The organism is Nocardia sp. NPDC056952 (assembly GCF_042674185.1).
GTDB lineage: Bacteria > Actinomycetota > Actinomycetes > Mycobacteriales > Mycobacteriaceae > Nocardia.
The window spans coordinates 105,041-125,002 of the sequence record NZ_JBHURA010000010.1 but is presented as its reverse complement, the minus strand read 5'-3'; the positions used below and the strand labels follow the sequence as shown (position 1 = coordinate 125,002).

Below are 19,962 nucleotides of genomic sequence, written 5' to 3'. Positions count from 1 at the left end.
CTCGCGCGCAGAGGCTTCGACACGACACAGTGAACGTGTCCGGAGATGCCCGACCGCTGACCGCCGATCTGGATGCGGCCTACGCGAGCTGCCGGCGGATCGCCGCCGAGCACGGGCGCACCTACTACGTGGCCACCACACTGCTCTCACCGGAACGTCGGCAGGCCGTACACGCGCTGTACGCGTTCGCCCGGATGGTCGACGACATCGTCGACCATGCCGACAACCCAGCCCGCGTCCTCGACCCCCGCGACGGCGCCCCGCACAGCCTCGCTCCGACCGATCTCATCGCTGGTCGACGCGCCCCAGCGCGGCTCGCCGGAACCTCGGCCCAGCCGCACGCTCCCGTACCGAGTGAACCTCCGCAGGTCGTCGACGTCTCCCCCGCCCAGCACCTCGACCTCGTCGAGAAACACCTGCGACTGGCCCTCGAACACGGCGACCTCGACACCACCGACCCGCGCCGCCATCAGATCATCACCGCGGCCGCGGACACCATCAGCCGCTACGACATCGCGCACACCCACATCTGGACTTTCCTCGACGCCATGCGTATGGACGTCCCCGGTACGGCCACCCACCGCACCCGCTACGCAACGATGAGCGAGCTCCGCGAGTACATGCGCGGATCCGCCGCGGCCATCGGCCTGCAACTACTGCCGGTCCTCGGCACCGTCGTCCCCGTCACCGAGGCCGAACCGGCCGCCGCGGCCCTCGGCGAGGCCTTCCAGCTCACCAATTTCCTGCGCGATGTCGCCGAAGACCTCGACCGCGACCGCGTCTACCTGCCCCTCGACGAGCTGACGGCGTTCGGCGTGGACGAAGCCCACCTGCGCGACTGCCGTCGTCGGGGCCACACCGACGCACCGCTGCGGCGCGCGCTGGCCCACCTGATCGCCGTCAACCGCGACATCTACCGGCAAGCCCTCCCCGGCATCGCCCTGCTCGCCCCCCGCGTACGCCCGGCGATCACCACCGCCGCCGTCCTCTACGCCGAAATCCTGGACCGCATCGAAGCGGCCGACTACCAGGTCTTCACCACCCGGGCCACGGTCCCCCACCGTCGCCGAATCCTGGTCGCCGCCAAGGGTTTCACGACCCCCAGCGGCCACCGCTGGTCACTGCGGTTCGCCGGCAACGGCCACTGATCGTGGTCGCGCGCGATCCTGCGGTGTGACGGTCAGAAGGGTTCGGCGTGCGCGCGGCGAACCACCTCGCGGGCCAATTGCCCGTGCAGAGCGTCCACCGGGCGGCCGGGCAAGGAGGGGTCGTCGGTGTAGAGCCAGCCGAGAATGTCCTCGTCGGTGTACTTCGCGTCGCGCATGACGGTGATCACGCCCGGAAGCATGCGGACGATCTCGTCCTCGGAATCGAAGAAGCGGGACGGAATGCCCGCGACGCCGTCGCGGCGGATCGCGAGGATCTGGTGGTCACGCAGCAATTGGTGCACCGAGGTGACCGGGATGCCGAGAATATCGGCCGCCTCGGGAAGCGAGACGATGGTTTCGGTGTCGGGCAGCACGTCGTCGCTGCAGGGGAAGGCACTCACTCCCACAACGGTAGTACGTGTCGGCGCGCACGCATCGTCTGGCATGCCCACACCACCCGGTTACCATCGTGGTGGCCGCACACGGCGGCCGGTTGAATGCCGGAGGACATCACTTGATCGGCCAGATGCTGGAAGGGCGCTATCGCATCGATGCGCCGATCGCTCGCGGCGGGATGTCGATGGTCTTCCGCGGGACCGACACCCGGCTCGATCGCCCCGTCGCGATCAAGGTGATGGACCCGAAGTTCGCCGGTGACCCGCAGTTCCTCAGCCGTTTCGAGTTCGAGGCGCGGGCGGTGGCCAAGCTCAAGCATCCGTCGCTGGTCGCCGTGTACGACCAGGGCGTCGATGGCGAATACCCGTTCCTGATCATGGAATTGGTCGAGGGCGGCACGCTGCGTGAGCTGCTGCGCGAACGCGGGCCGATGCCGCCACACGCCGTGCGCGCCGTGGCCGAGCCGGTGCTGCGCGCGATCGGCACCGCCCACGACGCGGGCCTGGTCCACCGCGATGTGAAGCCGGAGAACGTGCTGATCTCCGACGCGGGCGAGGTGAAGATCGCCGACTTCGGCCTGGTCCGTGCCGTGGCCGCGGCCAACACCACCTCCGCGAGCGTGATCCTCGGCACGGCCGCCTACCTCTCCCCCGAGCAGGTCACCACCGGCACCGCCGATGCCCGTAGCGACGTGTACTCCTTCGGCGTCCTGATCTTCGAACTGCTCACCGGGCGGGTGCCGTTCACCGGCGACAACTCGCTGTCGGTGGCGTATCAGCGGGTCGAGAACGATGTGCCCGCCCCGAGCAACTTCATCGGTGGCGTACCGCCCGAATTCGACGCGTTGGTCGCCAAGGCCACCTCCCGCGACCCCGCGCAGCGCTTCGCGGACGCCAACGAGATGGCGGCGAAACTGCAGACGATCGCGATGGAGCTGAATCTGCCGCCCTACCGGGTGCCCGCACCGCGCGATTCGGCCGAACATCTCAGCGAGAGCTATCAGACCGGTGCCGCGCATCATCCCGGCGAGCGCCCGGCGACCCCGCCGCCGATGGCCGCGCACCATTCCCCCGCGCCCGAACCGCACCACACCCGGGTGGTCACCGCACCGCGCCCGCGCCCGGAGGAGTACGCCCCCGCCCCCGCACCGGCGGCGAGCGCGTTCGGCGGTGGCGACGATCATTCGCGCCGAACAGGTTTGGTGTGGGTGGGCATCGTCACCGCGCTGACCCTGCTGGTCGGTATCGGCGGCTGGTGGATCGGCGTCGGTCGCTACACCGCGGTGCCGCCGATCGCGGGCATGGACTCCGAGCGGGCCGTCGCGGTCCTGCAGGAAGCCGGTTTCGAGACGGAGTTACGGCAGAAGGCCTCCGACACGGTCCCGGTGGGCGGGGTCGTCGGCTCCGATCCGTCGGCCGGGTCGCGGGTGACCAAGAGTTCCACGGTCGCGGTGCTGATCTCCAACGGCAAACCGCGGGTGCCCGACATCAAGCCCGGCGACCAGCTCAGCGCCACCAACCAGGCGATCCGCGATGCCGGTTTGCAGCCCATCGACAGCGGCGAGGCGGCCAGTACCGCACCGAAGGGTTCGCTGGCCAAGGTGGAGCCCGCGCCGGGCACGATCCTGCCGATGGGCGCGCAGGTGAAGGTGTACCGCAGCAAGGGTTCCCAGCCGGTGAACGTGCCCGATGTCCGCGGCAAGACCGCCGAGGAGGCAGCGAGTGCGCTGACCACCGCGGGCCTGGTCGTTCGCGAGACACGCGTGCAGTTCGACAAGAGCGTCGAGGGCGACAAGGCCATCGCCACCGAGCCGGCCGTCGGCACCACCCTGCAATCGGGCGATACCGTGACGCTGATCGTGTCGAATGCGGTCAAGGTCCCCAATGTGATGGGTCAAAGCGTCGGCAGTGCCCGGTCCAAACTGCAACAGCTCGGTCTACGGGTCGAGGTCAAATCCCTCACCGATTCGGACAGTTCCCTGGTCATCGGCCAGGTACCCGGCTTCAACTCGAATGTGGAGGCGGGCAGCGTCGTCACGCTCACCGCCCTGCCTTGAAGGGGCAAGGATCCCGAGAAGGACAAAGAAAAGCCCGGGCGCGGTCCCCGCTGACCGCCCCGGGCTCGTCCCGCTGATTCAGCGCAGCATTTCCGCGACCAGGAACGACAGTTCCAGGGACTGCTGGGTGTTCAGGCGCGGGTCGCAGGCCGTTTCGTAGCGGCCGCCGAGGTCGAGATCGGAGATGTCCTGGGCGCCGCCGAGGCACTCGGTGACGTTCTCGCCGGTCAGCTCGATGTGCAGCCCGCCGGGGTGGGTGCCGAGGGCGTGGTGCACCTCGAAGAAGCCCTGGACCTCGTCGACGATGCGGTCGAAGTGGCGGGTCTTGAAACCGGTGGACGACTCGTGGGTGTTGCCGTGCATGGGGTCGCACTGCCAGATGACCTGGTGGCCGGTGGCCTGCACCTTCTCGATGATCGGGGGCAGCACATCGCGCACCTTGCCGTTGCCCATGCGGGCGACCAGGGTGAGCCGGCCGGGCTCGTTGTTCGGGTCGAGCCGCTCGACGTATTCCACGGCCAGTTCCGGCGTGGTGGTGGGCCCGATCTTGAGCCCGATCGGGTTCGCGAGGAGTTCGGCCAGCGCGATGTGGGCGCCGTCGAGCTGGCGGGTGCGCTCACCGATCCACAGGAAGTGCGCGGACAGGTCGTAGAGCAGCGGTTCACCGGTCTCGGACTCGCTCAGCCGCAGCATCGCGCGCTCGTAGTCGAGGACCAGCGCCTCGTGTGAGGCGTAGATGCGCGCGGTCTTCAGGCTCGGGTCGTTGACCTGACAGGCGGCCATGAAGCGCAGACCGCGGTCGATCTCCTCGGCGAGGGTCTCGTAGCGCGCGCCCGCGGGCGACTGGGCGACGAAGTCGCGGTTCCAGTCGTGCAGGCGGTGCAGGTCGGCCGTGCCCGCGCTGGTCAGGGCACGAACCAGGTTCATCGCGGCGCTGGCGTTGGCGTACGCACGGACCAGACGCGACGGGTCGTGGCGACGCAGAGCCTCGTCGGCGACGAGCGAGTTCACCATGTCGCCGCGGTAGGACTTCAGGCCCAGCGCATCGGTGTCGGACGAGCGCGGCTTGGCGTACTGGCCCGCGATCCGCGCCACCTTCACCACCGGCATGCTCGCGCCGTAGGTGAGCACCACGGCCATCTGCAGCAGCGTGCGGATATTGCCGCGGATGTGGGGCTCGGTGTTGTCGGCGAAGGTCTCCGCGCAGTCACCGCCCTGCATGAGGAACGCCTCACCGCGCGCGACAGCGGCCAGCTGTGCCTTGAGGTCCTCCACCTCGGCGGGCAGGCAGATCGGTGGCACGCTCTCCAGCACAGTGCGCATGGTGGCGGCCTCGTCGGCGTCCCAGGACGGCTGCTGCAGAGCGGGCCGGGCCAGCGCGGCATCGAGGCGACCACGCAGCTCTTCGGGCAGCGGCGGCAGTTCCGGCAGGCGGTCAATGGGTACGTCGACGGTCCAGGTCACCAGATCAGAATACGACCCGCGCGCACGGGCGACTATCCGGCGTACCCGCGAAGCCACCGCCGACCCGTGCGAAGCACGCACAGAGCGCCCACATAGGGTTTCGTCGACCCATCGTGGGGTCCATCGCCCGTCGCGCCGGAGCCCACGAGCAACCCACCGGCACGAAGAGGCGATCTCCCTGCGATATTTCTACGATTCGGAATTCATCGAGGATGGGGTGACGATCGACCTGATCTCGATCGGCGTCGTCTGTGAGGACGGGCGCGAGTACTACGCGGTCTCCACCGAATTCGACGCCGGGCGGGCCGGGCCGTGGGTGCGCAAGCATGTGCTGCCGAAGCTGCCGGCCGCCGGGTCGCCGCTGTATCGCACCAGGGAACAGATCCGCGACGACCTGTTCAAGTTCTTCCTGCCCCGGCCCAGCGTGCAGCCGGAGCTGTGGGCCTGGGTCGGCGCGTACGACCACGTGGCGCTGTGCCAACTGTGGGGTGACATGACAGCGTTGCCCAAGGGCATGCCGCGCTACACCAACGAACTGCGCCAGCACTGGGCCGTCAACGGCAGCCCCGCCCTGCCGCCTATCCCCGATGACGCGCACGACGCACTCGCCGACGCCCGCCACAACCTGGCCAAGTTCGAGGCCATCGAGACATATCGGCGCACTCCGCGCCTGTAGAACACCGCGCCGGTAGGACAAAAGCGAAGGCCCCGAGTCGAATTCGACTCGGGGCCTTCGTTGTTCGCGATGCTCGATCAGTGACCGAACGGCTCGCTGTTGTTCGCGATCGCCTGCTGCTCGGCGAGAACGGTGAGCATCCGGTGCTCCTCGTTCTCCTCGATCTCGGCCCAGGACTCGCCCTCGGCCTTGGGATCGGCCTTGAGGAAGCTACCGGTGCCGGGCTTGCCCGCCGAACCCAGCTTGTTCATCTTCTTGGGCACCGGGGCGCCCTGGTATTCCAGCGGGATGGCGTGGCCGTGTGCGTCGACCCCGCCCAGCGGCTGGTGCACCTCGATGTACTCACCGTGCGGCAGACGCTTGATCACACCGGTCTCGATGCCGTGCTCGAGCACCGCCCGGTCACTGCGCTGCAGACCGATGCAGAACCGGTAGGTGATGAAGTACGCGATCGGCGGCAGCAACAGCACGCCGATACGACCGATCCAGGTGGTCGCGTTCAGCGAGATGTCGAACTTCAGCGCGATGATGTCGTTGACACACGACAGCGTGAGCACCACGTAGAACGCGATGGACATGGCGCCGATCGCGGTACGCACCGGCACGTCACGCGGACGCTGGAGCAGGTTGTGATGCGCCGAGTGGTCGTTGGTGAGGCGCTTCTCGATCCACGGGTAGGCGATCAGCAGCGTGAACACCAGGCCCATGATGAGCGCGACCCAGAACACCGCCGGGATCGTGTACCGACCCAGGTAGAGCTCCCACGGCGGCATCAGACGCGCCATACCGTCGGTCCACATCATGTAGAAGTCGGGCTGCGAACCCGCCGACACCTGGGACGGGTTGTACGGACCGAGGTTCCAGATCGGGTTGATCTGCAGGACGCCACCCATGATGCCGACGATGCCGAGGGTGAACGCGAAGAACGCGCCCTGGTCGGCGGCGAACACCGGGATGATGCGCGCGCCGACGACGTTGTGCTCGGTGCGGGCCGGTCCGGGGAACTGGGTGTGCTTCTGGTACCAGACCAGCGCGACGTGCGCGCCGATCAGCGCCAGGATGATGCCGGGCAGCAGCAGCACGTGCGCGATGTAGAGGCGCGGGATGATGATGTCGCCGGGGAAGTCGCCGCCGAACATCAGCCAGTGCAGCCAGGTACCGACGACCGGGACACCGATGGTGATACCTGAGAACGCGGCGCGCAGACCCGTACCGGAGAGCAGATCGTCGGGCAGCGAGTAGCCGAAGAAGCCTTCGAACATCGCCAGGATCAGTAGCAGCGAGCCGATCACCCAGTTCGCCTCACGCGGCTTGCGGAACGCGCCGGTGAAGAAGATGCGGAACAGGTGGATGATGATCGACGCCGCGAACAGCAGGGCCGCCCAGTGGTGGATCTGCCGGACGAACAGACCGCCGCGCACCTCGAAGGAGATGTTGAGCGCGGTCTCGTAGGCCCGCGACATGCCGACGCCGCGCAGCGGCTGGTAGGCGCCGTCGTAGACCACGTGGGTCATCGACGGGTCGAAGAACAGCGTCAGGTACACACCCGACAGCAGCAGGATGATGAACGCGTAGAGCGCGATCTCACCCAGCAGGAACGACCAGTGGGTCGGGAAGACCTTGTTGATCGAACGCTTCATGAACGCGGCGGCGCGATACCGCTCGTCCATCTCATTTGCCTGATTGGCCACAACGCTCATGAACGACGCTCCCAGAAGGCCGGGCCGAGCGGCTCGATGAAGTCGCCTGCGGCGACCAGGAAGCCCTCGGAGTTGACGGTGATCGGCAGCTGAGGCAGTGCGCGGGCGGCAGGACCGAAGACCGGCTTTGCCCACTCGGTCGCGAGGAACTGCGACTGGTGGCAGGGGCACAGGATCCGGTTGGTCTGCTGCTCGAACAGCGAGGTGGGGCAGCCGAGATGGGTGCAGATCTTCGAGTAGGCGAAGTAGTCGCCGAAGTTGAAGCTCTCCTGGCCCTTGCGCTTGATCGCCTTCTCGGCGTCTTCGGTGCGCAACCGGATCATCATGACCGCGTTGCGGATACCGCGCAGCGACTCGAGCGTGGCGTGCTCATCGCCGCGCCACTTCTCTTTCCACGGGAACACGGTTTCCATCGAGCCGGCGTCCAGGTCTTCGGGACGCACCAGCACGATGTCGCCGGGGCGACCGGTGTCGCGGCGGATGTAGACGGTCTCGCCCGGGTAGTCCGGGGTCCAGCCCGAGACCCACAGCGGCGACTTGTCGCCCTTGGCCCACGGGTTCTTCACCATGCCGCCGACGAACACCAGCAGTGCGCCGATACCGAGCACACCGACACCGGCGCCCGCGGTACCGAGCATCATCTTGCGACGACCGAGGGTGGAGGTGTCGAGCGCGTCCTGCAGCTCGGCCGCCAGGGTGCGCCGCTCGACCTCGTCGGAGGGGCCGTCGTGGCGCTGCTGGATCGAGATCTCGGCGGGGATGAACCGCTTGCGGATCAGCACCACCGCGACACCGATGACCAGCACCGAGATGCCGAAGGTCAGGCCGACGAGCGGGGTGAACAGCGAGTAGGCGCTGTGGCCCTCGTCGCCGTAGCCCTTCCACTCCCACGGCCAGAACAGGAAGACACCGATGAGCGCGGCGGCGGCGAGGCCGGAGACGGCGAACCAGAACGTGACCGCACGTTCGGCGCGCTTCTCGGCCTTGGTGCCCGGCACCGGCCACCGCTCGTTGCGGTAGACGACATCGACGTCGTCGCGATTGGTGCCGAGCTCGACCAGCTCGTCACGCGACATCGCGTCCAGTTCGTCTTCGGTGGGTTCGCGACCCATGTCGCTGTGCTCCTGTCCACTCATGGCTGCATCCAATTCGTCATGCTCGGGCGCGCTGCGTGGTTACGCTGCGCTGCCGCCTCCGCGCGCTGACCGATCATGACCGCGATCCGATCCACATCGCGGCGCCGACCACGGCGGTGATGCCGATGACCCAGATCGCCAAACCTTCGGTCGCCGGACCGAACCCGCCGAGATCCCAGCCGCCGGGTGACTTCTCCTCGGCGGAGTTCTTGACGTAGGCGACGATGTCGCGCTTCTCCTCCGACGTCAGCTGCCGGTCGGAGAACTTGGGCATGTTCTGCGGGCCGGTGACCATCGCCTGGTAGATCTGCTGCTCACTGGCCTCGGCCAGCGGCGGCGCGAACTTGCCGCCGGAGAGCGCGCCACCGCGACCGGTGAAGTTGTGGCAGGAGGCGCAGTTCATGCGGAACAGCTCCGAGCCACGGGCGATGTCGTCGCCGCGCAGCGACTCCTGGGCGATCTCACCGTTGGCGTCGCGGATCACCGAGGGGCCACCGCCGTTGGCGGCGACGTACGCGCCGAGCGCGTCGGTCTGGTGCGCGTCGAACTTCTCCGGCTTGCGCAGCGCCTGGGCGCCGTTGGCGGCCATCGGCATGCGACCGGAGGAGACCTGGAAGTAGACCGCGGCCTCGCCGACGCCGATCAGGCTCGGACCACGGTCGGCGACACCCTGCAGGTTCGCGCCGTGGCACGTCACGCAGGAGGTGTCGTAGAGCTGCTTGCCCTCGCGGATGAGCGCGGACTGGTCCTCGTGCGCGGTCGCGACCTGCGCCTGCGGGGTGAGCGCAGTAGCCAGGAAGCCGGCTCCGACCAAGCCGATCATCAGCGCGAGAGCACCCGCGATACGACGACGGGCACGGCGCTGCTTACGCGCCTTGGCGGCCTGTGCGTCCTGCCCGGCGCCGTGGCCGGCGGGCTCTGGGGCCGACGGGGGAGATGAACTCATCTGTGTCCCTTTGGAGTAGACGGAACCGACTTGTGCAAATGCTGTGTGCGCCGCGCGCTATCGGACGAAGTAGATCGTGGCGAACAGCCCGATCCAGACGATGTCGACGAAGTGCCAGTAGTAGGACACCACGATCGCGGCGGTGGCCTGGGCGGGGGTGAACTTGCTCAGTGTGGTGCGGACGAGCAGGAACACGAACGCGATCAGACCGCCGATCACGTGCAGACCGTGGAAGCCGGTGGTGATGTAGAAAACCGAGCCGTACGAGCTGCCGGCGATCGAAGTTCCCTCCTCCACCAGGTGGTAGTACTCGTAGCCCTGCCCGGCGACGAAGAACGCGCCCATCAGCAGGGTGATGGTGTACCAGCGACGAAGGCCGAACACGTCGCCCTTCTCCGCGGCGAACACACCCATCTGGCAGGTGAACGAGGACGCGATCAGCACGGCCGTCACCGGAATCGCGAGCTTCATGTTCAGCTCGGTCGGCTCCGGGGGCCAGTTCCCGTGCGCCTGCGCGCGAGCAACGAAGTACATGGCGAACAGTCCGGCGAAGAACATCAGCTCGCTCGACAGCCAGATGATGGTTCCGACGCTGACCATGTTGGGCCGGTTCAGCGAATGCACACGCTGAGTAATGGCCGATCCTGGGGTGCCTACTGCGGTCGTCACGGGGTAAGTATGACTCTTCGTAGTACGACACATGTACCCGGGTACGAAAGTTTGTGGCGCAAGTCGGAAAACCCACGCACAGAGGGGGTCCACGACATCCGTCGGCGTGTTGGCGACGACCGCGCGACAACCCATTGTGACAGCGTTGGATGTGGATAGGCTGAGACGAGGAGGCGGCGATGGTCGTGGTGCGGATGTGGCGGCGGCTGTTCGGTGGGTCGGCGCGGGAGTTGGACCCGGGGCGCGACGATCTCGTGGTGGTCGCGTCGAGTTTCGACGATGTCGAGGCGTGTTCGACCGCGCTGGATCGAGCGAGCGAGCTGGATCGGGAGGCCGATGCGGTGTTGCGCCACCATCTGCGGCTGCCCGCCGGGCAGATCGAGGCCGCGTGCGAGATCGCCGGGTACGACGGATACGAACGCGCCGAGGCCGCCGCGCCGGCCGAGGAGCTGGTCCCGGTCATCCTGCAGCGGGTGCAACGGCTCGATCCACTGACCTGCTCGCAGGAACGCTCGCGGATGGCCGGGCTCGCCCAGCGCCACGACGGGGTCGCCGACGGCTGGGACGCGCTGCAACCCCCGCGCACCGCCCCGTAAACTTTGCCCGACGGCGCAAAAGATCTTGCGCCACCTCCGCGCGCCCGATCTACAGTGGCGCAACGGTGTCGTCGAAGGAGAAGCAGAGCAGATGAGCGTGCGCAGCTGGCCCCAGGTGCTCGGAACCCTCGCCGACGGTGGCGACCTGGCCGCGGACGACACCACCTGGGTGATCGACGAGATCTTCACCGACAACGCCACCCCGGCCCAGATCGCGGCGTTCGGCGTCGCCATGAAGATCAAGGGCCCCACGCCGACCGAACTGGCGGGCATGGTGGCCGGGATGCTCGGGCACGCGCGGCTGGTCCACGTCGACGGCGACGCGGTCGATGTCGTCGGCACCGGCGGCGATCGTTCGGGGTCGGTGAACATCTCGACCATGTCCGCGGTGGTCGTGGCCGCGGCCGGGGTCCCCGTGGTCAAGCACGGGAACCGGGCGGCGTCGTCGAAGTCCGGTGGTGCCGATGTACTCGAAGCGCTGGGTGTGAAGCTCGCGCTCGGACCCGAGTCGGTGGCGCGATCGGTGCGCGAGGCGGGGATCGGGTTCTGTTTCGCGCCGCTGTTCCACTCGGGGCTGCGTTTCGCCGGGGCCGCGCGCAAGGAGATCGGCATCCCGACCGTGTTCAACGTGTTGGGCCCGCTGACCAATCCGGCCCAGCCGCGCGCCGGGCTGATCGGGTGCGCGTTCGCCGATCTCGCACCCGTGATCGCGGGGGTGTTCGAGGAGCGTGGGTCGAGTGCGCTGGTCGTGCGTGGGCGTGACGGGCTCGACGAGATCACCACCTCGGATCTGACCGATGTGTGGGTGGTCAGTGGGGGGCGGATCCGACAAACGCTGATCGATCCGACGCGGCTCGGCATCGCGAGGGTGGATCTGGACGACCTGCGTGGTGGGGATGCCGAGGTCAACGCCCAGGTCGCGCGCGATGTGTTCGCGGGGACGGCCGGACCGGTTCGTGACGCGGTGCTGTTGAACTCGGCCGCGGCGATCGTGGCCTACGACCTCTCGCGCGGGGTCGGCGATGTCGATCTCGACCTGGACGCGGCGCTGACCGACGGGCTCGAGCGCGCCGCCGCCGCGGTGGACAGCGGGGCGGCGGCGAAGCTGCTGCAGAGCTGGGCCGAACTCACCAGGACGCTCGACGAGAGCTGAGCCCGAAGGCTCACTCCCCCAGCGAGAATCCGGCTTCCACGTCGGCGCTGGAATAGGACTTGAAGGCGATGTGGGTGGTGGTACGGACCACGCCCTCCACCTTGTCGATGCCCGCGGTGACCACTTCGGCGATGCGCGCGTGGTCGCGCACGCGCACGATCGCGATCAGGTCCACGTCACCGGCGCAGGAGTACACCTCGGCGACTCCTTCGGTGTCGGCGAGGGCCTGCGCGGTCTCGGGGATGCGAGAGTTCTGCGCCTGGATCATCACGATCGCGGTAATCATGGGATCACTCTAGAACTTCGGGCCGCTCGGTGGCCGCTTTGAACCGACGCATCAGGTCATAGCTCTTCACCCCGGGTGCCGTTTCCACCGAACTGGACACGTCCACGCCATAGGGACGGTGCCGGGCGATGACATCGGCGACGTTGTCGGGGTCGAGGCCGCCCGCCAGCACCACCCGGCCCGGTTGCGCACGAACCCAGTCGGGGAATTCTTCGAACACACCGGTCCCCGCACTGGCGTCATAGAAGAAGTATTCGCTGGTCTGACCCGGTTCCGGCGGGTTCGAGGAGCAGAAGGCCAGGTTCGGCAGGTCGGTCCACCGGTAGAGCTGCACGACGTCGAACGCGTCCGCCACCTCGGCGACCTCGCTCGCCTCGAGGGCGACGGCGAAGGTGGTGATGCGCCCACGCGCGTAGCCGGCGAGCGCGCGTGCCTGTTCGGGGGTGCGGTACCGCTTGCTCTTCGTCGTCACCATGACGCCGATCGCGGAGTACCCGAGCTCGATCGCCCAGTCGATCTGTTCCTCGGTGGTCAGACCGCACACCTTCACGAACATCCGCCGCTGCTCCTTGTCCTCGGGCCCCGCCACGGTGCACGGAGTCGTCGTCCATGATCCAGGACGGACTTCCCGGCCGTTCGGCCAGACCGCCGGCCCGCACGGAGGCTGGTGTTCTCGGTGTCAACGTTCGGCCAGATACTCCTCCTGTTCGCTCCTGGTGGTGGCAGCCGCGCGCGCGAGCTGCGCCCATCCCACCCAGCGCGCCGCACCGTGCAGCGGTTCGTGGTACCCGTCGCTGGTCCGCACGATCCGCGCGCCGGGTTTGGCAAGCCAGCGAGCGATGACGCCGACTTCCTCCGGTGGGGCTCCACGCAGGGGTGGGACGCGGGCGTCGAGGTCGACGACCACGCCCTCGAGGGGACGCTGGGTCCCGCTACCCGGCGACGCGGTGCCCAGGTCGGGGATCACGGTTTCGGCGGCGGCGACGATCTGATCGACAACGGCCATCGGCGGGGTGCCGCGGGCCGCGGTGCCTGCCGCGGCGAGGCGGCCGTGGCGGATGACGGAGAATTCCCAGCCGCCCGCACCGTCGGGCAGGGCGATGATCAGTTCCGCGAGGCGAGCGAGGGCGGCCAGACGCTGGGTGCGGTGCAGTTTCGTCACAACGGTGGCGGTGCGGTCGCGCAAACGGGCAGCCGCCTCGAAATGCTCTGCGGTGGCATATGTTTCGATGCGATCGATCATCGCGCGGAGCACAGCGTCGGAGCGCCCGGTGAACAGGTCACAGACCGCGTCGACGGCCGGCGCGTAGCTCGTCGCGTCGAGATCGCCGTCGTGACGTGCGGCGGGACAGCCACCGACCACCGTGGGCGGGCAGGTGTGTTTCGCCGTGCGGGTGAGCCGGGTGGCGCAGGTTCGGATTCCGGCGAATTCGGCGATCGTCAACGCCACGTCGACGGCGTCGGTCCGGGAATGGAACGGCCCCATCGCGGTTCGGGTCGGGGTGCGCACCGCGGTCAATCGGGGGAACGCCTCCTCGCTCAGGGTCAGCCACCACCCACGCTTGGGGAACTTCGAGCGGCGGTTGTACGGCGGCGCGTGCGCGGCGAGCAACCGCAGCTCGCGCACCCCGGCTTCGAGGCCGTGCGCGCACACCACGTGGTCGACCCGAATCGCCAGTGCCACCATCTCTTTCATCCGGCCGCGGGTCTCCGAGCCGGTGAAGTAGTTGCGGACGCGACGGCGCAGATTCACCGCAGTCCCTATATAGAGGACTTCGTCCGACGGTCCGCGGAAGAGATAGACGCCGGGCGCGGCAGGCAGGTCGGTCGCGAAAGTGCGCTTGGCGCGCTGGGTTCCGGTGACGCCGGGCAGATAGTCGAGCAGCTCGGTCAGGCTGTGCACGCCCTGATTGCCGACCCTGCCGATCAACGCGTGCAGCACGTCGACGGTGGCGCGGGCGTCGTCGAGCGCGCGGTGCGTCGGTGTCGTCGACGCACCGAGGATCTGCGCCAGCACCCCGAGCCGCGCCGATGGGGCCTCGTCTCGCGTGAGCACCCGACGTGCCAGCTTCACCGTGCACAACACCTGCGGATTGGGCCACGCGATGTCCTGGCGGGCCGCGGCCGCTTTGAGGAACGCGGTGTCGAAGCGCGCGTTGTGCGCCACCAGCACTGCGCCGGCGGCGAACTCGAAGAACCCCGGCAACACCCCCTCGATCCGCGGCGCCTCGTAGACCATCGCCGTGGTGATCCCGGTGATCTGCACGATGGCGGGCGGAATCGCGTACCCCGGATTCACCAGGGTCGCGAACTCCCCCAGCACCTCGCCGCCGCGCACCTTCACCGCCCCGATCTCGGTGATCGCGTCCCGATCAGCGCTGGTCCCGGTCGTTTCGAGGTCGACGACGACGAAAGTGGTGGCATACAGCGGGGTATCGAGCTCGTCGAAGGCCAACTGCCGGGCGGCAGCCGGGAGCGGAACGGGATCGGGCACGGCGAGCAGCGTAGGACGGGGGTCCGACAAGCTCGCCCGAACTCGGTCACCACTCAGCCGATCAGCCGCCTGACGTGGCCGTACCGTAACCGCCCCAGCGATTTTCCCGCCAAGCGGCGAGGGGCGGATACCACCCGGCGACCCGGCCCGCGGCCCGGTACGACCCGGGGCCGTGATCTTCGGAGCCGACAATTCGGCGCGAGACTTTCGTTCTGATGCGAACAAAATGCCCAAGATCAAACTGAATTGTGACCGGGCTCACATTCTTATCGAATTCACATGAGTTCATCAGATTTCAATGGGTAATCGGCCTTACCGCTCTGTGCGCGCCGCAGCTTACGGCGCGCCGCCCGTGAGGCGGACCGTCCGACACGCAGGCAAACCGCGCTCCGAGCCCGCACGACCTGCGGATTTACCGATTCTGGGCACCACAATCGCCGCGCGAAGCCTATTGGCGACGCGCCGGTAGCACCCGAAAATCTCGAACGCCGCGACCTGGCGTTATCGTTTCGTGATCGGGTGTGACTCAGCTCGCACACATTCTTCGGTGATATCAGCCGAAACCCCCTTTGGACCGATGTCCGACTTTACAAACCCCCGTGATGTCTTCGTAACCTTTTTGAGACCTCACGGAGTCCCGCCGATCGGAAACGGTCAGCGAGACGAAGCCCGCCGCGTCAAACGGACACGGCGTCGTGGGGCAGATTGGAAGTTCCGCATCATGGCGAACAACACCGTCAAGCGTCAGGCGCAGCGTGCCGTTGCCGTCGGAGCCGTCGGCGCTGCCACCATCGGCGCGTTCCTCCTGCCGGCCGCCCCGGCATCGGCCACCCCGGTGACCGTGCCCGGCATCGGCACTTTCGAGGTTCCGAACGAGATTCCGCTGCCCCAGGGCGTCCCCGGGATCGAGATCCCGGCCGCGCCGCAGGTTTTCACCGCACCGCGCGCCACCGCCGCCGACATCGCCCTCGATGCCGCGCTGAGCAAGATCGGCTCGCCCTACGTCTACGGCGCCGCCGGCCCGAACGCCTTCGACTGCTCGGGCCTGGTCCAGTGGGCCTACGCCCAGGCGGGCATGGACATTCCGCGCACCAGCGACGCCCAGCTGGGCGCCGGCACCCCGGTCTCCATCGACGCCCTGCAGCCCGGCGACATGGTGTCGTTCTACGGCGGCGGCCACTCCGGCCTGTACGCCGGTGACGGCAACGTCGTGCACGCCTCCACCGCGGGCACCCCCGTTCAGATCGCGTCGCTGTCGTCGATGCCGTTCGCGGGCGCTCGACGCTTCTGATCGAATGCCGCGTGATGCGCGATTCGCGGGGAAGTGCGCACCGTCACGGCACTGATCGTCCGGGTACGTGCGCCGTCCACTGGGTTGGACGGCGCACGTACCTTTACTGGACACGACTGCATGCAGTTCCGTAACCTGATCGAGACCTTCTCGGCTGACGAGGAGATCGCGCTCAGGTAGTGCGCTGTATCGGCGGACAACGAGAGAACGGGGCACGGGCCACTGTGACTGCACACCACCGGAATTCGCACGCCACGCGTGGTTTCGCCGGAGCCCTTTCCGCCGCGATCCTGGTGTGCGCGATCTACACCGCCGGTCCCTCCGGTGCCGACCCCGTGGCCCTGCCGACCACCGCGACCGACGCGATCTCCCGCATGGTCGACCTCTCTCGTCAGTCCGAACAGCTCAATCAGCTCGCTCTCACCGCGCAAGGCGATCTCGACGCCAAGCTCGCGCTGCAACGCGAAGCCGACGACAGGGTCGCCGCCACCTCCGCGGTCGTCGAGGCCGCCCGCGCCGAAGTGCGCAAGTTCCAGCCGATGATCGACCGCACCGCCGTGGCCGCCTATACCGGCGTGCGCACCAACAGCATGTTCGCCGTGCTGTCGAGCGGTTCCCCGCAGCAGTTGCTGGACAAGATGTCGACGCTGGATGTGCTCGCCCAGCAGACCACCGATACGGTCCGCCAGTTCAAGCAGGCCGCCGACGCCGCCACAGCGGCCGACGCCGTCGCCCGCACCGCCGCCGAGGCGGCGCACGCCGCGACCACCGCCGCCGACGCGGTGCGCGCGGACGTCGAACGCAAACGCCAGGATCTCGCCGCCTCGACCACCTCGGTGGTCGAGGCGTGGAGTCAGCTCTCGGCTCGCGACAAGTCGACGCTGGCCGGTTCACCGTTCCCCCCTGGCTTCGACCGTGATTCGCTGCTGGCGGGCCTGGTCCCCGGCAGCGGCACCAGCGCGCTGGCCGCCGCCCTCACCCGCGTCGGCGATCCGTATGTCTGGGGCGCCACCGGGCCCGATCAGTTCGACTGCTCCGGTCTCGTGCAGTGGGCGTTCAAACAGGTCGGCAAGAACGTGCCGCGCACCAGTTCCCAGCAGGCGGGCTACGGCACGCCGGTGTCCAAGGACGAACTGCTGCCCGGCGACGTGATCCTGTTCTATCCCGACATCACCCACGTCGGCATCTACGCGGGCAACGGAATGATGGTGCACGCCTCCACGTTCGGCGTGCCGGTCGCTGTCGCGCCGATCAACACCACCCCGTACCACTCGGCCCGGCGATACTGAGCAAGACCGGTGACCGATCCGTCCCCCCGCTCGGGCCTGCGTTCGTGGTTCTCGTCGAACGGCCGCCTGGAATTCTGCATCACGCTCGCCTCGGTCACGCTGCTGACCGGGGCGTGCGTGGCACTGATCCTGGTGCCGCGCAACGCGGGTCCGTTGCAGCTGGCCACCGACGAGGCCGAAGTCCTCGACACCTCCGAGGGCATCGACAATCCGCGCTTGAGTCCGGTGCGCCGCGAGCTGCAACCGTACGGCCCGATCCTGGTGCGTGAAGTCGCCGACGGTGCCGCGGCCGAGGCGCTGCTGGTGGCCCACCCCAGCCATCGCGCCGACCTCGATGTCCTCGAACAACAACTGGGCCGAGCCATTTCGGATGTGAGCGCGGTGTGGGGCACCGAGTGGAATCGCGCGCCCGTGGTGGTCGTGGCGAGCACTCCGGCCGAATTCACCGCGCTGACCAGGTCCGCGGGCGCCACCGGCACCGACGTGGCCGCCGTGTCGCTCACCGGGTCCTACACCCCGGGCACCCAGCCCACCGACCAGCGCATCGTGTTCAACCCCGACGCCCGCAGGCGAGTCGGGAACGAGGGTATGGCCACGCTGCTGCGCCACGAACTCACCCACCTCGCCACCCGGGCCGACACCACCGACGGCGCACCGTTGTGGATGCTGGAGGGCTTCGCGGAGTACGTCGCTCAGCGCGATCAGCAGACCACCTTCTCCCAGATCGCGCCCACGCTGACCACCCGGTTGCGCGGCGGCGCCCTGCCGACCGAACTCGTCGCCGATACCGATTTCACCGGTGTCGACGCGGCCTACGCCTACGAAAGCGCGTGGAGCACCTGTGCCTTCCTCGCCGACCGCTACGGCACCACCGCCCTCACCACCTTGTACAAGCGCCTGGCCACCGGCCCCCAGTCCCCCGCGGCCCAGGATGCGGCGTTCACCGCCGTGCTCGGTGTCTCGCGTGCCGAGTTGCTGGACGGGTGGCGGGCCTGGTTACGCGGCCGCGCCGCATGACGGTCGCAGGCGCGGGTACGCCTGACCACGTCCGCCCACCTGTCAGCCGACCGATTAGGTTGTTCTCTTATGGCCCGAACTCTGCTGGTTACCAACGATTTCCCGCCTCGGCCGGGCGGAATCCAGTCGTATCTGCAGGCGCTGTCGAATCAGCTGCCGCCCGAGGACCTGGTGGTGTACGCCCCGCGCTGGCGCGGTGACAGCCACGAGAAGTTCGACGCCGCGCAGAAGTTCCAGGTGGTGCGTCATCCGACGACACTGATGCTGCCGACGCCCGCGGTCATCAAGCGCGCGAGTGTGCTGCTGCGCGAGCACGACTGCGACACCGTGTGGTTCGGCGCGGCCGCTCCCCTGGCGGCGATGGCGCCGATGCTGCGGCGCGCGGGCGCGGAGCGCATCCTGGCCAGTACCCACGGTCACGAGGTCGGCTGGTCGATGCTGCCCGGTTCGCGCCAGGTGCTGCGGTCGATCGGCGAGCACACCGATGTGGTGACCTACGTCAGTAAGTACACCCGCGGCCGTTTCGCCTCGGCCTTCGGTCCGCGCGCGGCACTCGAGCATCTGCCGCCGGGCGTCGACCCCACCGAGTTCCGGCCCGACCCGGCCGCCCGGGAAGAGCTGCGCGCCCGCTACGGCCTCGGCGAGCGCCCGACGGTGCTGTGCCTGTCGCGGCTGGTCCCGCGCAAGGGTCAGGACATGCTGATCGTGGCGATGAGCGAGATCCGCGAGCGCGTCGACGGCGCGGTGCTGGTGATCGCCGGTGGTGGACCGTACGAGACGCGCCTGCGCGCGCTGGCCGAGGCGCTCGGCGTGCAGGACAGTGTGGTGTTCACCGGGCGGGTACCCTCCGGCGAGCTGGCCGCCCATCACACGATCGCCGATGTGTTCGCGATGCCGTGCCGCACGCGCGGGGCAGGCCTGGACGTCGAGGGCCTCGGGATCGTCTTCCTCGAGGCGTCGGCGACCGGGGTCCCGGTCGTGGCGGGAGATTCCGGCGGCGCCCCCGAGACGGTGCGCGAGGGCGAGACCGGCACCGTGGTGCACGGCCGGTCGGTCCCGCAGATCAGCGATGCCATCGTCGAGCTGCTCACCGACCGGGACAAGGCGGCCGAGATGGGCGCCGCGGGCCGGGCCTGGGTGGAGCAGAACTGGCATTGGGACCGTCAGGGCGCCCGCTTGCGGGAACTGCTGCGGTGACACCTTGGCGGGGCCCGGTGTGGCGTCCACTACGCTCAGCCGGGTGAGCAGTATCCAGGTCGCAGATCAGACCTTCCTCGCCGCACCCGGCACCGCGATCGCCGAGGTGCTCAGCGCCGCGAACAACTGGCGCCGCTGGTGGCCCGACCTGCGCCTCGATGTGCGCGAGGATCGCGGCGACAAAGGCATCCGCTGGACGGTGGCAGGCGCGCTGACCGGCACCATGGAGGTATGGCTCGAGGCCGTCCCCGAGGGCGCCATCCTGCACTACTTCCTGCACGCCGAGCCCACCACGGCCGCCTCGGAGTCGCCGCGCGCGCTGGCCGCGGCCAATCGGGCTCGCCGGGTCGCGGGTCGCAACATGGCCTTCGAGCTCAAGGCGCGACTCGAAGCCGGTCGCCCCGCGGGCGTCGCGCCCGCGATCGCCGCCGCCCCCTGACAGGCATCG

The 19,962-nt window shown here is 68.5% G+C and carries 19 protein-coding genes; 10 read left to right on the top strand and 9 right to left on the bottom strand.

The genetic code is table 11. The annotated features are described in order from the left end of the window. The first annotated feature begins 35 nt into the window (after window positions 1-35). Complete coding sequence (locus tag ACFTS5_RS27930) at window positions 36-1,148, top strand: phytoene/squalene synthase family protein (RefSeq protein WP_378636608.1); 1,113 nt, start codon at window positions 36-38, stop codon at window positions 1,146-1,148. A 32-nt stretch (window positions 1,149-1,180) separates the two neighbouring features. On the opposite strand, the gene ACFTS5_RS27925 is transcribed toward ACFTS5_RS27930, so the two are convergent. Further along, window positions 1,181-1,549 carry an Rv2175c family DNA-binding protein gene (locus ACFTS5_RS27925; RefSeq protein WP_378636605.1) on the bottom strand — a complete coding sequence of 123 codons (369 nt, stop codon included), beginning with the start codon at window positions 1,547-1,549 and terminating at the stop codon, window positions 1,181-1,183. Between the two features lie 125 nt (window positions 1,550-1,674). On the opposite strand from ACFTS5_RS27925, the gene pknB reads away from it, so the two are divergent. After that, window positions 1,675-3,600 (top strand): Stk1 family PASTA domain-containing Ser/Thr kinase, encoded by a 1,926-nt coding sequence (gene pknB, locus ACFTS5_RS27920; RefSeq protein ID WP_378636824.1) that lies wholly within the window; start codon window positions 1,675-1,677, stop codon window positions 3,598-3,600. A 78-nt stretch (window positions 3,601-3,678) separates the two neighbouring features. On the opposite strand, the gene ACFTS5_RS27915 is transcribed toward pknB, so the two are convergent. After that, entirely contained in the window at window positions 3,679-5,064 is a 1,386-nt protein-coding gene (locus ACFTS5_RS27915) for a class II 3-deoxy-7-phosphoheptulonate synthase (protein WP_378636602.1), read from the bottom strand. A 178-nt stretch (window positions 5,065-5,242) separates the two neighbouring features. On the opposite strand from ACFTS5_RS27915, the gene ACFTS5_RS27910 reads away from it, so the two are divergent. Next, window positions 5,243-5,740 (top strand): polyadenylate-specific 3'-exoribonuclease AS, encoded by a 498-nt coding sequence (locus ACFTS5_RS27910; RefSeq protein ID WP_378636821.1) that lies wholly within the window; start codon window positions 5,243-5,245, stop codon window positions 5,738-5,740. A 77-nt stretch (window positions 5,741-5,817) separates the two neighbouring features. Here ACFTS5_RS27910 and ACFTS5_RS27905 read toward each other — a convergent pair whose 3' ends face one another. The 4 genes from ACFTS5_RS27905 to ACFTS5_RS27890 form a co-directional block, all read right to left on the bottom strand. Beyond that, entirely contained in the window at window positions 5,818-7,440 is a 1,623-nt protein-coding gene (locus tag ACFTS5_RS27905) for a cytochrome bc complex cytochrome b subunit (protein WP_378636599.1), read from the bottom strand. After that, entirely contained in the window at window positions 7,437-8,576 is a 1,140-nt protein-coding gene (locus ACFTS5_RS27900) for a ubiquinol-cytochrome c reductase iron-sulfur subunit (protein ID WP_358071506.1), read from the bottom strand. The genes ACFTS5_RS27905 and ACFTS5_RS27900 overlap by 4 nt, the downstream gene beginning before the upstream one ends. Before the next feature lie 73 nt (window positions 8,577-8,649). Further along, the gene (locus ACFTS5_RS27895) at window positions 8,650-9,522 is read right to left on the bottom strand and encodes a c-type cytochrome (protein ID WP_378636596.1); all 873 of its coding nucleotides are present in this window, start codon (window positions 9,520-9,522) and stop codon (window positions 8,650-8,652) included. A gap of 57 nt (window positions 9,523-9,579) precedes the next feature. After that, complete coding sequence (locus tag ACFTS5_RS27890) at window positions 9,580-10,191, bottom strand: heme-copper oxidase subunit III (protein WP_301905794.1); 612 nt, start codon at window positions 10,189-10,191, stop codon at window positions 9,580-9,582. A gap of 179 nt (window positions 10,192-10,370) precedes the next feature. On the opposite strand from ACFTS5_RS27890, the gene ACFTS5_RS27885 reads away from it, so the two are divergent. Next, entirely contained in the window at window positions 10,371-10,787 is a 417-nt protein-coding gene (locus ACFTS5_RS27885) for a hypothetical protein (RefSeq protein WP_378636593.1), read from the top strand. 91 nt (window positions 10,788-10,878) lie between these two features. Then, complete coding sequence (gene trpD, locus ACFTS5_RS27880) at window positions 10,879-11,940, top strand: anthranilate phosphoribosyltransferase (RefSeq protein ID WP_378636591.1); 1,062 nt, start codon at window positions 10,879-10,881, stop codon at window positions 11,938-11,940. Window positions 11,941-11,950: 10 nt separating this feature from the next. Here the strand turns inward: trpD and ACFTS5_RS27875 are convergent, their stop codons facing one another. The 3 genes from ACFTS5_RS27875 to ACFTS5_RS27865 all read right to left on the bottom strand — a co-directional run bounded on the left by ACFTS5_RS27875 (window position 11,951) and on the right by ACFTS5_RS27865 (window position 14,720). Then, window positions 11,951-12,226, bottom strand: coding sequence for an Lrp/AsnC family transcriptional regulator (locus tag ACFTS5_RS27875; protein ID WP_378636588.1), 276 nt, complete (start codon window positions 12,224-12,226; stop codon window positions 11,951-11,953). Window positions 12,227-12,230: 4 nt separating this feature from the next. Then, window positions 12,231-12,782, bottom strand: coding sequence for a phosphoribosylanthranilate isomerase (locus ACFTS5_RS27870; RefSeq protein WP_378636586.1), 552 nt, complete (start codon window positions 12,780-12,782; stop codon window positions 12,231-12,233). A 123-nt stretch (window positions 12,783-12,905) separates the two neighbouring features. Continuing rightward, window positions 12,906-14,720, bottom strand: a complete 1,815-nt coding sequence (locus tag ACFTS5_RS27865; RefSeq protein WP_378636583.1) for a DEDD exonuclease domain-containing protein — start codon at window positions 14,718-14,720, stop codon at window positions 12,906-12,908. Between the two features lie 721 nt (window positions 14,721-15,441). Here ACFTS5_RS27865 and ACFTS5_RS27860 point away from each other — a divergent pair. The 5 genes from ACFTS5_RS27860 (at window position 15,442) to ACFTS5_RS27840 (ending at window position 19,953) form a co-directional block, all read left to right on the top strand. Next, window positions 15,442-16,011, top strand: a complete 570-nt coding sequence (locus ACFTS5_RS27860; RefSeq protein WP_378636581.1) for a C40 family peptidase — start codon at window positions 15,442-15,444, stop codon at window positions 16,009-16,011. Between the two features lie 224 nt (window positions 16,012-16,235). Continuing rightward, entirely contained in the window at window positions 16,236-17,300 is a 1,065-nt protein-coding gene (locus tag ACFTS5_RS27855; RefSeq protein WP_378636579.1) for an NlpC/P60 family protein, read from the top strand. A 9-nt stretch (window positions 17,301-17,309) separates the two neighbouring features. Then, window positions 17,310-18,317 (top strand): peptidase MA family metallohydrolase, encoded by a 1,008-nt coding sequence (locus ACFTS5_RS27850; protein ID WP_378636577.1) that lies wholly within the window; start codon window positions 17,310-17,312, stop codon window positions 18,315-18,317. A gap of 69 nt (window positions 18,318-18,386) precedes the next feature. Beyond that, entirely contained in the window at window positions 18,387-19,514 is a 1,128-nt protein-coding gene (locus ACFTS5_RS27845) for a glycosyltransferase family 4 protein (RefSeq protein WP_378636574.1), read from the top strand. A gap of 43 nt (window positions 19,515-19,557) precedes the next feature. Continuing rightward, window positions 19,558-19,953, top strand: coding sequence for a polyketide cyclase / dehydrase and lipid transport (locus ACFTS5_RS27840; RefSeq protein ID WP_378636572.1), 396 nt, complete (start codon window positions 19,558-19,560; stop codon window positions 19,951-19,953). Window positions 19,954-19,962 lie beyond the last annotated feature (9 nt).

Bases quoted from the DNA above. Each gene is read 5' to 3' on its own strand.
- ACFTS5_RS27845 (WP_378636574.1), top strand. From the start codon at position 18,387: ATGGCCCGAACTCTGCTGGTTACCAACGATTTCCCGCCTCGGCCGGGC.
- ACFTS5_RS27860 (WP_378636581.1), top strand. From the start codon at position 15,442: ATGGCGAACAACACCGTCAAGCGTCAGGCGCAGCGTGCCGTTGCCGTC.
- ACFTS5_RS27885 (WP_378636593.1), top strand. From the start codon at position 10,371: ATGGTCGTGGTGCGGATGTGGCGGCGGCTGTTCGGTGGGTCGGCGCGG.
- ACFTS5_RS27870 (WP_378636586.1), bottom strand. From the start codon at position 12,782: ATGTTCGTGAAGGTGTGCGGTCTGACCACCGAGGAACAGATCGACTGG.
- ACFTS5_RS27895 (WP_378636596.1), bottom strand. From the start codon at position 9,522: ATGAGTTCATCTCCCCCGTCGGCCCCAGAGCCCGCCGGCCACGGCGCC.
- trpD (WP_378636591.1), top strand. From the start codon at position 10,879: ATGAGCGTGCGCAGCTGGCCCCAGGTGCTCGGAACCCTCGCCGACGGT.
- pknB (WP_378636824.1), top strand. From the start codon at position 1,675: ATGCTGGAAGGGCGCTATCGCATCGATGCGCCGATCGCTCGCGGCGGG.
- ACFTS5_RS27875 (WP_378636588.1), bottom strand. From the start codon at position 12,226: ATGATTACCGCGATCGTGATGATCCAGGCGCAGAACTCTCGCATCCCC.
- ACFTS5_RS27905 (WP_378636599.1), bottom strand. From the start codon at position 7,440: ATGAGCGTTGTGGCCAATCAGGCAAATGAGATGGACGAGCGGTATCGC.
- ACFTS5_RS27900 (WP_358071506.1), bottom strand. From the start codon at position 8,576: ATGAGTGGACAGGAGCACAGCGACATGGGTCGCGAACCCACCGAAGAC.